Here is a 14,101-nt window from a genome sequence, read left to right on the forward strand (position 1 = left end):
CCGGGCCTGCTGATCAGTCACGCTGCAGGTATGTACTTCCACGTCTGCACTTATAAAACACGCAACAACCAAGCCCAAGTAGCCAAGCACAGGCCCGGGCTCTTCCACCAAAACCCCGCCGAAAGCGGCCGAGCCGTCCTCAACAACAACGCTTACCCTGCCATCTAAGACACAACCCCACAACCCCGAAGTTGAGAACATCAAGCACCAAACTGCTTTCCAGGGTTCAGGCCATAGCCACTGTTCAGAGGCGATGTTATTTTCGTTTATCTATTTATGGATTTAATAGATGATAGGTCTGTAATGGTAATTGTGATGAGAATTCACGGTCGGCACCAGTTAAGGGGTCAACAAATGAAATGTGCGTTGCCGTCAAATGCATTGGTATCCGCATGTCTTCGGCCTCGGCAGGGTAAATGACCGGGTATATGGGGTCGCCAATAATGGGTGCTCCGGCTTGGAGCATATGGAGCCGTAATTGATGAGTCTTCCCGGTCTGTGGTTTGAGTGTGTACTTCGCTAGCTCAGGTAGTGCTCCGTGGATAGCTTCGTACGGGGCCTTATCTACTGGCTCCACGCCGGCGACTTCGGTGATGGCGTTGACTTCACCTTCGACGATGCGTCCTTGTAGTTCCCCCGGGGTCTTCTCCATGCGGGAGCGCCAGACGGTGCCGGGGGAGACGTCGGCAAGCGGCGCGATGGCTGCGTAGGTCTTGGTGACGCGGCGCTCGGCAAACAGCGTTTGGTAGGCGCCCCGTATGGAGCGGTCCTTGGTAAAGACGAGGATGCCGGAAGTGAGACGGTCGAGGCGGTGCGCGGGGGATAACTCGTTGTTTCCGGTTTTCCGACGCAGGCGCACGGTGGCAGTCTCCGTGATGTGGCGGGCGCGGGGCATGGTGGCCATGAAGGGTGGTTTGTCGACGACCAAAAGGCGTTCGTCTTCAAAGAGAATCGGTATTTCGTATGGGACGGGCGTTTCTGGTGCCGGCATGCGGTAGAAGTACACCACGGCGTTGGAAGCCAGGATGCTGTCGGGGCGTAGGGGTGAAGCGTCTTGGCGTACAACTTCGTTGGCATCGAAGCGTGCCTGTAGCGCGGCCTCGTTGTCTTCGGGGTGCCGGTGGCGCTGCGTGGTGATGAGGTTGTGTACGAAGTCCCACGCAGTGATTGGCCCGTCGGATACGCGAGCGTGAGTGGGGTTTAGTCCATCGCGGATAGGAAGTGGTGTTGCGCCACGCCTTTTTTGCGATATTCTTTGTCCCATGGATTTCAACTCTATTCTCGCACCCGTCATCGATTTCTTCTCTAATGGTATCGGTGCCGTCATTCGTGACATTGTCGTGGCCGCCTACAACATTCTCTTCCCTGCCAACGCAGATGCTGCGACCACCCCACAGGTCTAATAATAGGTATTAGACTGGAAGTGTAAGCACTTCGAAAGGAAAGGTCATGGCAAAGGAAGACATTGTCGTCGTAGCCGTCGATGGTTCGGAAGCGTCGAAGAACGCCGTCCGCTGGGCTGCCAACACTGCGGTGAAGCGGGGTATCCCACTGCGTATCGCATCGAGTTATACGATGCCGCAGTTCCTCTACGCCGAAGGCATGGTCCCGCCGAAGGAGCTTTTCGATGACCTCCAGGCGGAAACCTTGCAAAAGATTGAGGAGGCCCGCGCCGAGGCCCACAAGGTTGCCCCGGATCTGAAGATTGGCCACACCGTGGCTGAAGGTTCCCCGATCGATATGCTGTTGGAGATGTCTAAGGACGTCACCATGATTGTGATGGGCTCCCGCGGCATGGGCGGTCTTTCCGGAATGGTCATGGGTTCGGTTTCTGCCTCCGTGGTCTCCCATGCCTCCTGCCCGGTGGTCGTAGTCCGTGAGGATAACCACGTCACTGAGTCCACCAAGTACGGTCCTGTCGTCATCGGTGTCGATGGCTCCGAGGTCTCCCAGAAGGCAACTGATTACGCCTTCAAGGAAGCGGATGCCCGTGGCGCAGAGCTGATTGCTGTTCACACGTGGATGGATATGCAGGTTCAAGCTTCCCTGGCTGGCCTCTCGGCAGCCCAGGCGGAGTGGGCTGAGGTGGAGAAGGAGCAGGCAGAACTGCTGACCGAGCGCCTTGCAGAGTTCCAAGAGAAGTACCCGGATGTACAGGTGAAGAAGGTTATCGCTCGTGACCGTCCTGTCCGTGCGCTGACGGAAGCTTCCGAGGGCGCTCAGCTGCTCGTCGTGGGTTCCCACGGTCGAGGTGGCTTCAAGGGTATGCTGCTTGGTTCTACCTCCCGCGCGTTGCTGCAGTCCGCTCCCTGCCCGATGATGGTGGTACGTCCGGACTCCGAGTAACCTTCGCATAACTCCGCTATAACGATTCGGGCCCATTTATTGGATAAATGGTGGGCCCGGGTCGTTTTGATGTTTTAACGCGTACGGTGGGAAGTGCGTAAATAAAAGCTATTTACTGTTGAGAGAAGGAGTGAGTGACATGGGACTTGGTCTCGGTTTCTTTGGATCGATTGTTGTTGGCATCATTGCGGGTTGGCTCGCAGAGAAGATTATGAAGCGTGACCAGGGGCTGTTCACCAACCTCATCGTTGGTGTTATCGGCGGCCTCATTGGTGGCGGTTTGCTGGCGCTGTTTAATAAGGATGTCGGCGATAGCTGGTTCCTGATGATTATTACTGCGACCGTCGGTGCTTGCATCCTGCTGTGGATCGTGGGGGCCATTACGGGCCGCAAGAAATAATAATTCGCATACATACCGGTTTGTCTATATTGTATAGATGAACCGGTTTTGTCATGTGAGGAGAAGAAATGGCCGAAAAGAAGTCGCGCCGTAATCGCCCGAGCCCGCGTAGCCGACTACTCGAATCCGCCACGCGGCTCTTTACCACCGAAGGTATCCGCGTCATCGGAATTGACCGCATCTTGCGCGAGGCAGATGTGGCAAAGGCTTCGCTCTATTCTCTTTTCGGCTCCAAGGATGCCCTCGTTATCGCCTATGTCGAGGCCCTCGATGAGGAATACCGCGCAGATTGGCAAAAGCGCACCGAAGATGCCACTGACCCGGAGAACAAGATCCTGGCTTTCTTCGACAAGGCCATCGAAGAGCAGCCAGCCATGGAGTTTCGCGGCTCGCACTTCCTTAACGCAGCTGGCGAATACCCACGCCCAGAGACAGACGCCGAGCGGGGCATCGTGGCCGCCTGCGTGGAGCACCGAACGTGGATTCATTCCACCATCACGGCACTCCTTAACGCCAAGAATGGCTATCCCTCAGAGGAGCAGGCGAGCCAGATTCTTATCTTCCTTGATGGTGGTCTCGCCGGCGCCCGCCTGACCCGTGACGTCGCCCCGCTCGTCACCGCGAAGCAGTTGGCTATTCAGCTTCTGTCGGCGCCTCCGGCCGATTATTCGATTTAAGAATTTTGCGTGCCTCCGCCACAATCGCAGAGTGGCGTTTGCGGGCAGCAGCCAACTCCTCCTTGTACGCAGGGTTGTCCTTGAGGCGCTGTTTGGCGGCTTTCTTCTCTTTCTTCTTTTCCTTAGCCCGCCAGCGTCGAATGCTCTCCCGCCGCTGTTCGTGGACAGCTTCCGGTAAGGGATAGCGCTTGTGCAGGATGAATTCGTACGCCAAAGTCTGTAGCAAGGTGAAGAGGTAGGAGCAGCCCCAGTAGAAAATGATGGTCACGGGGATGGGACCGTTCCACGCTACCGCCCACAGCATCCAGGGAATGAGAAAGACCGTGAGCGCCATGAACCACAACAAGCGGCGCGGAATCTTCTGATCGAAAAGAGTGGTGAGGTAGCCGCGGTAGAGCGTGATAAGGGTGTTCAGCGAGGTGAACGCGAGTGCCGCCACGAGCATCGGCAGGATCAAGTCGTGATGCTCGCGGGCGAAGTCGGTGAGGGGGACGCCGAAGACGGTGGAGGCGCGGAAGGAGGAGACGTCGTCAAGCGTGAGCATTCCCACCGGTTCATTCGCCGAGCCCGAGACTCTAAGGACCACCTGGTAGAGACCGATGAAGGCTGGGAAGATGAGGAAAACCGGGAAACAACCCACCATGGGGTTGTGCTGGAAGCGTTCCTTAAGATCGCGCTGCTTGGTCAGGATAGTGACGGCATCATCGACAGAATCGGCCTGCTTGAGTCGTTCGTTGAGCTCGGTCATCTCCGGGCGCATGAGTGCGCCGATGCGGCCCTGCTTCACGGAAAGCCAATTCAGCGGAGCGATGATTCCCCGGACTGTGAGTACCAGGAAGACGATGGTGAGGATCCACGCCATCGAACCGTCCAGGAAAGAAGCAAATAGCAGGTGCCAGAGTTTCATGATTCCGGAGACCGGGTACATGAAGATGCTGATCATCGCCTACTCCTCTTCCTGCAGGGTGGTGGGGCACTTACACGTTACAGGGAGTCTAAGATGCTGGTATGCCTCACCCCACTGCACGCACTCGACCGACCGTAGGTACCGTCATCGGTGAGCTCATGCTGACGGCCGGCGTGCTGCTGCTGCTTTTCGCTTTCTATGAGTCCTATTGGACCAACATCAAGTCTGGCCAGATGCAGAACCAAGCCAATGAGACGCTGCAGGAAGAATGGCACAACCCGCGAGGAGGGGGCCACGCCCCGAAACTTGGTGAGGCCTTTGCGCGCCTCTACATACCGGCCTTTGGATCGGATTTCGCTTTCGCGGTTCTGGAAGGCACCAACGAGGATGATCTGTTGCGCGGACCAGGGCGCTACACGGAGACACAGATGCCCGGTGAGCCGGGAAATTTTGCCGTCGCCGGGCACCGCGTGGGCAAGGGCGCGCCCTTTAATGATTTGGGCAACCTGCACACCTGCGACGCCATCGTCATCGAAACTGCGACGGAGTGGATCACCTACCGCGTGCTGCCTATCGACGGTTCCCCGGGGGAGTGCTTCAGCCAGGAGCAGCAAGCCAAGGCGGAGTACCAGCCGGTGCAGGGCCGCCACATCACGCTGCCGGGCGATGTCAGCGTGCTCCAGCCTGTTCCTGGGGCGGAGGGCGTTGAGCCGAGCGAATCCTTGCTTACGCTCACGACGTGTCATCCGCAGTTCTCAAATGCGGAGCGCATGATCGTGCACGCCATGGAGACCGACCGGGAGGCTAAAGCGCCCGGCTCAGATGACAATGACCGCCCCGCAGTCTTGGAGGAGAACTAATGTATCGCGCACTGTGGAACCTGTTGCCCGGCCCCACCGCGGTAAAAGCCCTGCTGGCGTTGGCCCTTGCCGTAGGGGTTTTCTTCCTGCTCATGGAGGTTGTGTTTCCCTGGGTAGCAGCGCAGATGCCCTATAACGACGTCGCCGTTTAGCCCTTAGTCGCCGTTTAGGCCTTATAGGCCTAAACGCTTGATCGCTTCCTGCGCTATGAGCTGGGGCTTGAGCGTTTGCAGCTGGTTCGACCACACCACCACGGCACGGTTGTCCTTCTGCACGGCAAAGACCGTGTGGTCCTCAAAGACGCCGCGCCCACCCGACCAGCCATCGAATTCGGCGAGTTCCGTGTCCTCTACCGGGGCGGCCCAGTCCACGACTGCGCGCGCTTCCTCCACGTTGGGCATCTGGCGGATGAGGACGGTGGCTTGTGGGTCCTCGGGGTAGGACCAGAACACGCAGGCGGGGGTGCTAAAGCGCTTGTCGATGCCCCACCGGGTCATCCTCTGCCCGTTCGTATCGGCCACCCATTGGGTATCCAGATAGGGGCAGTCTTCCCAGTCGCTGACCTCCGCCGTGGCGTCGATAGGCAGGCCATCGCCCGCATCGGTGCGTGGCGCAGGGCTCGCGGCCGGGGTGCTGGGGGTGGGGTCGGCTGCATCCGAGCATCCGGCGACGGTGAAGCCGATGCCGATCAGGCAGGCAGTAAGCGAGGGAAGTAGGCTGTGGCGCATGACGTCCACACTAGACCAGCGCTCGGTTGAATCGGATGCCCTGCGCAACGGTATCCACGTCCTGACAGCGACGCTGCTGGTGGTGGCAATTTTTACCACGGTACGCCTTCCTCTGTGGCAAGGTGTGTTGAACCTTTTGCTCTTGGTGTCCTTTGCCGTGGTGTACTTCGGGGGCTCCGCCTACTTAGAGACCCTGCCGCGCATCGCGCGTTATGGCTGGATAGTCATTCTCACGGTGTTGTGGCTAGCGGATATGGCGGTGGCGCCCGCGGCCATCTACCTGGTGTTTTCCCTGTACTTTGTGTACCTCTACGTACTGGAGATGATCCCCGGCATCATCTGCGTTATCGCGGCCACGGTGATGACCGTGCTGGTGCAGATACCGGGTGGGTTGTCCTTCGGCGGCATCATGGGCCCCGCGGTATCGGCCTTGGTGACAATCGCGATTACCTACGCCTTCCGCGCGCTGAGCCGTATGAACCAGGAATTGGTGAAGACCCGTTCGCAACTTGTAGAGTCTGAGCGCACGGCAGGCATGACGGCTGAGCGCCAGCGCATCGCCCACGAGATCCACGACACCCTGGCGCAGGGCCTGTCCTCCATCCAGATGCTGCTGCATGCCGCTGACCGAGACCTCGACCAAGAGGATATTCCCAAAGCACAAGAGCGCATTGAGCTCGCGCGGCGCACCGCAGCGGATAACCTCCATGAAGCGCGCGCCATGATTGCGGCACTTCAGCCGGCGGCACTCTCGGAAACTTCCCTGGGAGCTGCCATGACGCGGATGGCGGATAATTTCGCGGCAACCGGTGGGGTCGACGTGTCTGTGGACGTTGAGGGCGATACGCAGCAGTTGCCCATGAAGGTGGAAGCAGCACTGTTGCGGATTGCGCAGGGGGCGATGGGGAACGTCGTCAAGCACGCTCACGCCAGCAAGGCGCGGGTCACCGTGACCTATGCGCCGGATGAGGTGCGCGTGGACGTCGTGGACAATGGAGAGGGCTTTGATGTCGCGGCGGTGGAGAATAAGCCGGCGGGTTTGGGCCATATTGGTCTATCGGCGATGCGCAGGCGCGCAGAGGAGCTCGGCGGAGAAGTCGTGATTGAATCCACGCCAGGCAGCGGCACGGCGGTCTCAGTTAGTGTGCCCTTAGATAACGATGTAGATTAGGAAATTGTCCACACTGTACCAATGAGGAGGAAGCCCGTGATTAGGGTCTTGCTTGCCGACGACCACGAGATCGTACGCCTAGGTCTACGCTCGGTGCTCGAGGGAGCAGAGGATATCGAGGTCGTGGGCGAGGTAGCTACGGCCGAGGCCGCTGTTTCCGCGGCACAGGCGGGTGGCATCGACGTCCTCCTCATGGATCTGCGTTTCGGCGCGGGCATCGAAGGCACGCGCGTCATGGGCGGCGCGGAAGCAACCGCTGCTATCCGCTACTCCATGGAGAATCCCCCCAAGGTGCTCGTGGTGACCAACTATGACACCGATGCGGATATCCTCGGAGCCATCGAGGCCGGAGCGGTGGGCTACCTGCTGAAGGATGCGCCACCGGTGGAGTTGCTCGCGGCGGTACGTTCGGCGGCCGAAGGAGATTCGGCACTCTCGCCCGTGGTGGCCGATAAACTGATGACCCGCGTGCGTACCCCGCGCACCTCCCTTACCCCGCGCGAGCTTGAAGTATTGAAGCTGGTGGCGGCGGGTTCCTCCAACCGTGAGATCGGTGTGGAACTGATGCTCTCGGAGGCGACGGTGAAGTCTCACCTAGTTCACATCTACGACAAACTAGGCGTGCGCTCCCGCACCTCCGCCGTGGCTGCTGCCCGCGAGCAGGGCGTTCTTTAAAGATTGTTGGCGTTGCGGTACGCCAAAATCACCTCGTTGGGGATCTTGCCGCGCTCAGCTACCTGGTAGCCGTGCTTGGCGGCCCACGCGCGGACATCGGCTGGCTTATAGCGGCGGGTGTCCTTTTTAACGGGGTGGCGGGCCGCCTTGATGAAGGGGTCCAGCGCAGCGTGGAATTTGTCGGCGTTTTCTTGGGATACGTCGAGAAGATAGTCCTTACCGTCAACGCTGAAGCGGATGACGATCAGTTCTTCCTCACTGAGGGGCTTGTTATCGATATCATCAAAAAACTGAGTGATTTCGCGGCGGGCCATGAATCTCCATTCCGGCTGAACGATGTGGATACGCGACGAGTGTCCTCCCCGCTTGGGGGAGGGTAGTGCGGCTTGAAGGGTAGACGTCTGCGCGCTGAGAGGCTAAGCGCCCAGCTTGGCCTGGATTTCGTCGTTCAGTGAGTCAATCTCGCCGGAAATAGAGCGGTGCGCGCGCTGACGCTGCTGATCAGTCATGTACTCGGCATTGTCAATCGCGGAGTCAAGCTCGTTGAGGCGCTCCTTGACGTCGCGCTTGAAACCAGCGGGAAGCTGCGCGTCCTTGAGAGAGTTGCGGATACCCGCGGTGCGGGCCTTGAGCGGCGCGCCGTGGCCGGAGAAGGACGCCAGCTGTTCGGCGCTGACACCGGCTTTCTGCGCGCGCTTCTTTTCCACCTCGCGCTGGGCGGCAGTGATGCCGCGGTAGATCAAGGGCAAAAGAAGCGGTGCTGCGGTGCGCAGGGCACCGGCATAGCGCTTGACATTGTCCTTATTAAAACGGCCCTGCTTGATGCGTTCGAGTTCTTTCTTGGCCATTTTGTACTCGTGTTGGCGGCGCTTCTTTAAGCCCTTTTCCTCAGACTTAATAAGTGCCTTTTCTTGCTTGGCTAGCAGCTTCTGCTGGCGGTGCTTGGCCTTATCTGCAGCCTTGACCTCTGCCTTTGCGCGGGTCTTAGCGGCCTTGATCTCAGCGCGGGCCTCACGGCGGGCCTTGCGGATTTTCTTCATAATGCCCATTGAAACGTCCTTTTATTAATCTATCTTTAGGGTCTCGCTACAACTCTAGCAAGGTGGTCTACTAAGCTCACCTGCTGTGAAGGATGTGCTCGTTGCCACGGATCTTGTGGGCTGCCGTTATCGCTTAGTGCAGCGCCGCGCGCATCCCGAGATCCCACGCACCGCGGTGAGCCAAGCCCGCGCGGAGCGCCACGCGGCCGCCATCGATGCTGCGCTCAACCGCCTTCCCAAGAAGGGGCCGGGGCGTTTCCGCCGGATTGACCTGGAGGGGGATGATTTCGAGCGAGCGCTTGCCACACTGGAAGCACTTGTTCACGGCTATACGCACATTACGAACGCTGTGTTTTCTACTTCCGAGTGGATGGTGCGCGTGGAGCTCCTAGTGCGGGATGGGGATAAATACAGTCCTGTCATCGTTTCTGATCACCGCGTGGCCCGCCCGCACGAGAGCTCGCGTACGCTGGTTGTGCCTACCCATCGTTTGGGGTTGAGTGAGCCGCTACCGGCAAAGTACAAGATTCGGCACCATGCCGTCGATGGCTACCGGTTGGCCTTGGCCGCGCGGGGCTTGGAAGAAGTAGGCCTGAATTCCGGCAGGGGCGCTGCGATTGGCCAGGATCGCAGCCAAGCTTTTGTTACGGATACCTCGCGTTTTGCCATCGATGAGGCGTTGGCGCAGCCACTACCAGCGGGCCCACGCCGCGTTAAAGAGTGCGCCTCCTGCCGCTTTTGGCCTTTGTGCCGGGAGGAGCTGGAAGCCCGCGATGACATCTCGCTCTTCCTGCCGGGCGACCGCGCGAAGCCCTATCGTGAGCGCGGTATCACGACAGTGCAAGGGCTTATTGATGCCTCCCTCGGCACCCCTTCCGCCCTTGCCGCTGCCTGGCGTGAAGGCGTCCCACTGTTGCGCCGTGACCGGATCAGCGTTCCCCGCGCGGATGTCGAGGTTGATGTGGATATGGAGGCCTACCTGGATCAGGGGGCCTACCTGTGGGGTGCGCTACTGGACGGTGAATACCATTCCTTCGTGACGTGGGAACTGCTCGGTGGCCGCGCGGAAGCGGAGAATTTCGCTGAGTTCTGGGACTGGCTCATGCGGGTGCGCGCTGAGGCACATGAGGCAGGAAAGACCTTCGCAGCCTACTGCTACTCCGCCCATGGTGAGAACCATTGGATGCGCAGATCCGCCCAACGTTTTTCTAAGCCCAGTCTCCAGGAGGTGGAAGAGTTCATCTCCTCGGAAGAATGGGTGGATATGTTCGCCCACGTCAAGCTCAGTTTCGCTGGCACTGCGGGGCTGGGCCTGAAGACCGTGGCCCCCGTTGCGGGTTTCGAATGGCCGGAAGAGTTTGATGGTGAGGAATCCGTCAATGCTCGCCGCGCCGCCGTTGCCGGGGATGCCGCCGCGCGGGCGCAGATTCTGCGCTACAACGCGGGCGATGTGAGCGCTACCCACGCCGTCCGCGAGTGGATGACCGATGGCGCGCCGGGAGTGTCCCCCCTCGAGCCCTAGCTTCTCTCTGCCTTCCTGTGTGCAAGGCCCCAGACTTGAAACCCGCAACCTGCAGGTGGGCGTCGCCAAGCGCTTGCCGACGCCCACCGCTCACCAGGAGGTTGCGGGATCGAGGTCTGGGGATCTACAGGATGAGGCTGAGTCCGCCGAGGATGATGAGTACTGCAAGGGCCACCCACGCCTGGTCCCAGTCTGTGGTGGTCGTCGGGGCTGGGCCCTCGGCCCTCTTGAGCAGCACGGCTTTCTGGGCCTTGACCGCGCGGGCGGTGAGGATGGGGAAGCTGGCCATGGAGCCGAGGCAGAGCAGCGAGGCGGCAACCATGATGAGGGAATTAGAGGTGGCCAGCCACAGGGCGAGCCCGCCGTTGACGAACGCAGAGCGCCCGAGCCCCCAGCGGTTGTATTCGCGCAGGCCAGCCCGCACCGCTGAGGGGCCGCCGCCCATAGTGGTCGGCAGCATATAGCCCATGACGCCGATGAGCAGTTGGGCGCCAAAGCCCACGACGAGCGCGAGCATAGGAATCTTTGGCTCGCTGGAGAAGAAGTGCTGGGTGGTGTAATAGATCAGACCGCCGAGCAGCCAGAAAGAGGAAAAGAGCACGGAAAGTGCCGGGAAGCTAATGCGTCCACGCGGATTACGCACCACGGTGAGGACGTTGACGAGCCAGCCCTGCAGGCTGAGCGCCCAGCCCACGCAGTAGAGGATGAGGCCTACCTGCGGAACATTCCAGATGCTGCCCACCACAGTAGCGATGACGCCTAGGCCCAGCAGGGTGAAGCTTAAGCTCATGCGCGGATTGATTCCCTTGGTGCGCCAGATGGAGGGGAACAAGATGGTCAGTGAGCCGGCTGCCGCAAGGCCCACGAAGCCGCCAATATTGGCAGCCACGTGGGCGATGAGTAGGCGCGGATGGGAGGGATGCGTCGCGAGGAAAGCGCCCAGGGTGGCGCCCACGGCAAGAAAGAAGGCGGAGGCCACATAACCAGCAACGACAGGGCGGAATCGTTTGGATTCCGCGCGGCGCCATAAGGCAAAGAGGGCCGCGCCGTGCCAAGCCACGGCAGTCGCAACGAGTGCGGCACCCACCAGCGTAAGCAGCCAGTGCCGTTCCCAGGCTTCGACGAGCGTCTGACCTACGAGGGTGAAGATAGCGCCTGTGTTCAGCAGATAAATGCGTGCGAGCTGCCGCGGGCGGGCAGAAAGAGGTACTTTGATCTGCACGAACTTCTCGGTGAGATGCTGGGACCACACCACGATGCTGTTGCTGAGGATGCCGAGCGTGAAGAGGTGGATGAGGACCCAGCGGTAATTCGGAATAAAGGTATGGGTCGCGCCCGCGATGAGGAAGACCATCATCCACAGACTGACTGGGCGCGATGCCTTCCGGTGCCATGTACGCGGTGACCACTTATCCATAAAACACGAGTTTATCCGGTTTTTCTCACCGCCCAACTCAGCGCCGCGATACCTGCTGCGAGGGCGGCGTAGACGGCAATGAAGCCGGTCCACGACAGGGAGTCAAAGAGCACGCCGGCCAGCGCGCCCAGGATAGAACTGCCCAGGTAGTAGAAGAAGACATAGAGGCTGGAGGCCTCCGCGCGGTCGTGGGTGGCAATGTGTCCGACCCAGCCCGACGCGGTGGAGTGTGCGGCGAAAAAGCCGATGGTAAATAACACGATGCCCAGCAGGGTGGGGATCAGCGAACCCATGCACAGTGCGATGCCCACGGCAAAGAGCGCGCAGGAGAGCAGCAGCGTGTTGGCGTGGCCCACTTGGGTAACCAGCCGGCCAGCGCGCGCCGAGGACCAGGTTCCGGTGAGGTAGAAGAGGAAGACCAAGCCAGCCAAGCCCGGCGAGAGGTGGAAGTGGTCGATGAGCCTAAAAGCCAAGAAGTTATAGAGGGACACGAAGGTGCCCATCGCCACGAAGGCCACGATGAATAAGGGGATCAGGCGGGTGTCCCGGGCATGGCGGAAGATGGCGCGCAGCTCCGAGCGGAAGTGGATCTCCTTCGGGGTGAAATTCTGTTGGTAGGGCAGCAAGATCGCCGCGATGATGGCCAGGATGAGTGTGACCAGGCTGGAGCCTGCCAGGGCCCAGCGCCAGGACGTGAGCTCGAGCAGCCCAGTCGGGATGAGACGGCCGGTCAGTCCGCCGATGGTGGTGCCGGCGATGTACAAACCCATGGCACGGGCAACGTAGGAACTTTCTAGCTCCTCCGAAATCCAGGCCATGGCGGTAGCAGGTGCGCCGGCGATGACGGCTCCCTGGAGCGCGCGGGTGGCGATGAGGATTTCTGGGTTGGGGGCCAGCGGAACGAGCATGCCGATGAGCGTGGCCGCGATGGTGGACACAAGCAGCAGTTTTCCGCGTCCGATGCGCTCAGAGATGATGGACACGGGGATCACGCAGATGGCCAGGGCACCCGTGGCCGCGGAGATGGTCATGGCGGCTTCCGTGGGGGACATGCCCATGTCCTCCACCAAGGTGGGCAGCATGGCTTGGGTGGGGTAGAGGCAAGAAAAAATTGCCAGGCCCACGAAGAGCATGGCAATGGTGGCGCGCCGCGTTCTGGTCATGCACCAAGCATGGCCTAGCGCGGGTTATGTGTAAAATGTCTAAAAGTTACATAAAGCATGCGAGGTGTGCATGAATCTGGAGGATGTGCGCGGCGTCGTCGCCGTGGCCGACCATGGCCTCGTCGGCGCGGCTGCCGACGCCCTCGGGCTCTCCCAATCCGCGCTGACCCGCCGCGTGCAGCGCATCGAAGCCGAAGTGGGGGCCAGCCTGTTTGAGCGCAGCGGCCGGCGCCTGCGGCTTAATGCCCGCGGCCGGGCCTTCGTGGAACACGCGCGGCGGATGCTTTTGTCGGAAGCCGCTGCGCGCGATGCCGTGTCCCGACTTATGGATCCGGAGCACGGTACCGTGCGCCTCGATTTCATGCATTCCCTGGGCACGTGGATGGTCCCGGAGCTACTCAAGGCTTATCGCGCTCAACACCCGCACGTGGATATTCGCCTGCACCAGGGGGCGGCCCGGGAGTTGGTGGACAGAGTAGCAGCCGGCGAGTCCGACTTAGCGCTGGTTGGTCCCCGACCTATAAACCCAGGCCCGCTGGGTTGGCACCAGCTCAAGCTGCAACGACTGGGGCTGGCGGTCCCGGAAGGGCATTGGGCGGCAGGAAAAGGCAATGTGCGCATGGAAGATTTTCGCGACGAGCCCTTCATCGGCATGCTGCCGGGTTATGGAACGCGCATGCTTCTGGATTCCCTGGCAGGCGAAGCCGGTTTTAGCCCCCGCCTGGTCTTCGAGTCGATGGAGCTGACCACCGTGGCCGGCCTCGTGGCCGCCGGACTGGGATCAGCGTTGCTGCCGCTTGATGACCCGTACCTGAAAGCCCGCAACCTCATTCCCTTAGAGCCGGAGGCCTACCGTGAGCTGGGTTTGGTGTGGCGCGAGGGCGATGATGCCCCGCCGGTGGAGCACTTCAAGGATTTCGTTGTGGCACGCACCGCTGACTAGCTATCGAACGGCAGCGCGGCCGCCAACGCGCGGAGCGCTTCAGGGCTGGAGACCTCGTGTGGCAGCCTGGCACTGGTGCTCCCAGGCGGCAGAGTGTCTTAACGGATAGGCCAACTGCCCAACATGACGAAGATCCCTCTCGGATCTGCAATGACGGCGCATAACTTTGGCGGATCGGGCAGTTGTGGTCTGGATATCGGGGTTGGGTGGTCCTCCGCAAAGCGGCTCTTCCGGTTTCGGGGTGCGTAGCGG

Annotated in this window: 17 protein-coding genes; 10 read left to right on the plus strand and 7 right to left on the minus strand. The window is 60.5% G+C overall.

Annotated features, from left to right (window positions below):
* Nucleotides 1-274 precede the first annotated feature (274 nt).
* Nucleotides 275-1,327 carry a pseudouridine synthase gene (locus HMPREF2943_RS03435; protein WP_083311465.1) on the minus strand — a complete coding sequence of 351 codons (1,053 nt, stop codon included), beginning with the start codon at nucleotides 1,325-1,327 and terminating at the stop codon, nucleotides 275-277.
* On the opposite strand from HMPREF2943_RS03435, the gene HMPREF2943_RS12480 reads away from it, so the two are divergent.
* The 4 genes from HMPREF2943_RS12480 (at nucleotide 1,263) to HMPREF2943_RS03450 (ending at nucleotide 3,423) form a co-directional block, all read left to right on the plus strand.
* On the plus strand, nucleotides 1,263-1,403 hold the full coding sequence (locus HMPREF2943_RS12480) for a hypothetical protein (protein WP_168160887.1): 141 nt from the start codon (nucleotides 1,263-1,265) through the stop codon (nucleotides 1,401-1,403). The two genes, HMPREF2943_RS03435 and HMPREF2943_RS12480, sit on opposite strands and share 65 nt — an antisense overlap.
* A 46-nt stretch (nucleotides 1,404-1,449) precedes the next feature.
* The gene (locus tag HMPREF2943_RS03440) at nucleotides 1,450-2,346 is read left to right on the plus strand and encodes a universal stress protein (RefSeq protein ID WP_070443215.1); all 897 of its coding nucleotides are present in this window, start codon (nucleotides 1,450-1,452) and stop codon (nucleotides 2,344-2,346) included.
* A 139-nt stretch (nucleotides 2,347-2,485) separates the two neighbouring features.
* Complete coding sequence (locus HMPREF2943_RS03445; RefSeq protein WP_070443217.1) at nucleotides 2,486-2,746, plus strand: GlsB/YeaQ/YmgE family stress response membrane protein; 261 nt, start codon at nucleotides 2,486-2,488, stop codon at nucleotides 2,744-2,746.
* Nucleotides 2,747-2,814: 68 nt separating this feature from the next.
* A complete protein-coding gene (locus HMPREF2943_RS03450) occupies nucleotides 2,815-3,423 on the plus strand; it encodes a TetR/AcrR family transcriptional regulator (RefSeq protein WP_070443219.1) in 609 nt (202 codons plus the stop codon).
* Here HMPREF2943_RS03450 and yidC read toward each other — a convergent pair.
* Nucleotides 3,380-4,366 (minus strand): membrane protein insertase YidC, encoded by a 987-nt coding sequence (gene yidC / locus HMPREF2943_RS03455; RefSeq protein ID WP_070443221.1) that lies wholly within the window; start codon nucleotides 4,364-4,366, stop codon nucleotides 3,380-3,382. The two genes, HMPREF2943_RS03450 and yidC, sit on opposite strands and share 44 nt — an antisense overlap.
* Nucleotides 4,367-4,431: 65 nt before the next feature.
* On the opposite strand from yidC, the gene HMPREF2943_RS03460 reads away from it, so the two are divergent.
* Both HMPREF2943_RS03460 and HMPREF2943_RS12485 read left to right on the plus strand, forming a co-directional pair.
* Nucleotides 4,432-5,190 (plus strand): class E sortase, encoded by a 759-nt coding sequence (locus HMPREF2943_RS03460; protein WP_070710809.1) that lies wholly within the window; start codon nucleotides 4,432-4,434, stop codon nucleotides 5,188-5,190.
* Nucleotides 5,190-5,342 (plus strand): hypothetical protein, encoded by a 153-nt coding sequence (locus tag HMPREF2943_RS12485; protein WP_049154629.1) that lies wholly within the window; start codon nucleotides 5,190-5,192, stop codon nucleotides 5,340-5,342. The genes HMPREF2943_RS03460 and HMPREF2943_RS12485 overlap by 1 nt, the downstream gene beginning before the upstream one ends.
* Before the next feature lie 21 nt (nucleotides 5,343-5,363).
* Here HMPREF2943_RS12485 and HMPREF2943_RS03465 read toward each other — a convergent pair whose 3' ends face one another.
* Nucleotides 5,364-5,918 (minus strand): DUF2020 domain-containing protein, encoded by a 555-nt coding sequence (locus HMPREF2943_RS03465; protein WP_070710813.1) that lies wholly within the window; start codon nucleotides 5,916-5,918, stop codon nucleotides 5,364-5,366.
* Between HMPREF2943_RS03465 and HMPREF2943_RS03470 the strand changes: the two genes are divergently transcribed.
* Nucleotides 5,917-7,089 (plus strand): sensor histidine kinase, encoded by a 1,173-nt coding sequence (locus HMPREF2943_RS03470; RefSeq protein WP_070443225.1) that lies wholly within the window; start codon nucleotides 5,917-5,919, stop codon nucleotides 7,087-7,089. The two genes, HMPREF2943_RS03465 and HMPREF2943_RS03470, sit on opposite strands and share 2 nt — an antisense overlap.
* A gap of 36 nt (nucleotides 7,090-7,125) precedes the next feature.
* Nucleotides 7,126-7,764, plus strand: coding sequence for a LuxR C-terminal-related transcriptional regulator (locus tag HMPREF2943_RS03475; RefSeq protein WP_010188464.1), 639 nt, complete (start codon nucleotides 7,126-7,128; stop codon nucleotides 7,762-7,764).
* Here HMPREF2943_RS03475 and HMPREF2943_RS03480 read toward each other — a convergent pair.
* Nucleotides 7,761-8,078, minus strand: a complete 318-nt coding sequence (locus HMPREF2943_RS03480; RefSeq protein ID WP_070644472.1) for a histone-like nucleoid-structuring protein Lsr2 — start codon at nucleotides 8,076-8,078, stop codon at nucleotides 7,761-7,763. The two genes, HMPREF2943_RS03475 and HMPREF2943_RS03480, sit on opposite strands and share 4 nt — an antisense overlap.
* A gap of 102 nt (nucleotides 8,079-8,180) precedes the next feature.
* The gene (locus HMPREF2943_RS03485; RefSeq protein WP_070443229.1) at nucleotides 8,181-8,813 is read right to left on the minus strand and encodes a DUF6474 family protein; all 633 of its coding nucleotides are present in this window, start codon (nucleotides 8,811-8,813) and stop codon (nucleotides 8,181-8,183) included.
* Between the two features lie 76 nt (nucleotides 8,814-8,889).
* Here HMPREF2943_RS03485 and HMPREF2943_RS03490 point away from each other — a divergent pair, with 76 nt between their 5' ends.
* A complete protein-coding gene (locus HMPREF2943_RS03490) occupies nucleotides 8,890-10,326 on the plus strand; it encodes a TM0106 family RecB-like putative nuclease (protein WP_210399716.1) in 1,437 nt (478 codons plus the stop codon).
* Nucleotides 10,327-10,450: 124 nt separating this feature from the next.
* Here the strand turns inward: HMPREF2943_RS03490 and HMPREF2943_RS03495 are convergent, their stop codons facing one another.
* Both HMPREF2943_RS03495 and HMPREF2943_RS03500 read right to left on the minus strand, forming a co-directional pair.
* Nucleotides 10,451-11,743, minus strand: coding sequence for a copper oxidase (locus HMPREF2943_RS03495; protein WP_070710810.1), 1,293 nt, complete (start codon nucleotides 11,741-11,743; stop codon nucleotides 10,451-10,453).
* 11 nt (nucleotides 11,744-11,754) lie between these two features.
* Nucleotides 11,755-12,906: an MFS transporter gene (locus HMPREF2943_RS03500; RefSeq protein WP_070710811.1), complete on the minus strand. Its 1,152-nt coding sequence runs from the start codon at nucleotides 12,904-12,906 to the stop codon at nucleotides 11,755-11,757.
* 70 nt (nucleotides 12,907-12,976) lie between these two features.
* Here HMPREF2943_RS03500 and HMPREF2943_RS03505 point away from each other — a divergent pair, with 70 nt between their 5' ends.
* Nucleotides 12,977-13,849, plus strand: a complete 873-nt coding sequence (locus HMPREF2943_RS03505) for a LysR family transcriptional regulator (protein WP_070710812.1) — start codon at nucleotides 12,977-12,979, stop codon at nucleotides 13,847-13,849.
* Nucleotides 13,850-14,101: the final 252 nt, after the last annotated feature.

The organism is Corynebacterium sp. HMSC072D12, assembly GCF_001813925.1.
GTDB classification, from domain to species: domain Bacteria; phylum Actinomycetota; class Actinomycetes; order Mycobacteriales; family Mycobacteriaceae; genus Corynebacterium; species Corynebacterium aurimucosum.

Bases quoted from the DNA above. Each gene is read 5' to 3' on its own strand.
- HMPREF2943_RS12480 (WP_168160887.1), top strand. From the start codon at position 1,263: ATGGATTTCAACTCTATTCTCGCACCCGTCATCGATTTCTTCTCTAAT.
- HMPREF2943_RS03435 (WP_083311465.1), bottom strand. From the start codon at position 1,327: ATGACGGCACCGATACCATTAGAGAAGAAATCGATGACGGGTGCGAGA.
- HMPREF2943_RS03440 (WP_070443215.1), top strand. From the start codon at position 1,450: ATGGCAAAGGAAGACATTGTCGTCGTAGCCGTCGATGGTTCGGAAGCG.
- HMPREF2943_RS03445 (WP_070443217.1), top strand. From the start codon at position 2,486: ATGGGACTTGGTCTCGGTTTCTTTGGATCGATTGTTGTTGGCATCATT.
- HMPREF2943_RS03450 (WP_070443219.1), top strand. From the start codon at position 2,815: ATGGCCGAAAAGAAGTCGCGCCGTAATCGCCCGAGCCCGCGTAGCCGA.
- yidC (WP_070443221.1), bottom strand. From the start codon at position 4,366: ATGATCAGCATCTTCATGTACCCGGTCTCCGGAATCATGAAACTCTGG.
- HMPREF2943_RS03460 (WP_070710809.1), top strand. From the start codon at position 4,432: ATGCCTCACCCCACTGCACGCACTCGACCGACCGTAGGTACCGTCATC.
- HMPREF2943_RS12485 (WP_049154629.1), top strand. From the start codon at position 5,190: ATGTATCGCGCACTGTGGAACCTGTTGCCCGGCCCCACCGCGGTAAAA.
- HMPREF2943_RS03470 (WP_070443225.1), top strand. From the start codon at position 5,917: ATGACGTCCACACTAGACCAGCGCTCGGTTGAATCGGATGCCCTGCGC.
- HMPREF2943_RS03465 (WP_070710813.1), bottom strand. From the start codon at position 5,918: ATGCGCCACAGCCTACTTCCCTCGCTTACTGCCTGCCTGATCGGCATC.
- HMPREF2943_RS03480 (WP_070644472.1), bottom strand. From the start codon at position 8,078: ATGGCCCGCCGCGAAATCACTCAGTTTTTTGATGATATCGATAACAAG.
- HMPREF2943_RS03485 (WP_070443229.1), bottom strand. From the start codon at position 8,813: ATGGGCATTATGAAGAAAATCCGCAAGGCCCGCCGTGAGGCCCGCGCT.
- HMPREF2943_RS03495 (WP_070710810.1), bottom strand. From the start codon at position 11,743: ATGGATAAGTGGTCACCGCGTACATGGCACCGGAAGGCATCGCGCCCA.
- HMPREF2943_RS03500 (WP_070710811.1), bottom strand. From the start codon at position 12,906: ATGACCAGAACGCGGCGCGCCACCATTGCCATGCTCTTCGTGGGCCTG.
- HMPREF2943_RS03505 (WP_070710812.1), top strand. From the start codon at position 12,977: ATGAATCTGGAGGATGTGCGCGGCGTCGTCGCCGTGGCCGACCATGGC.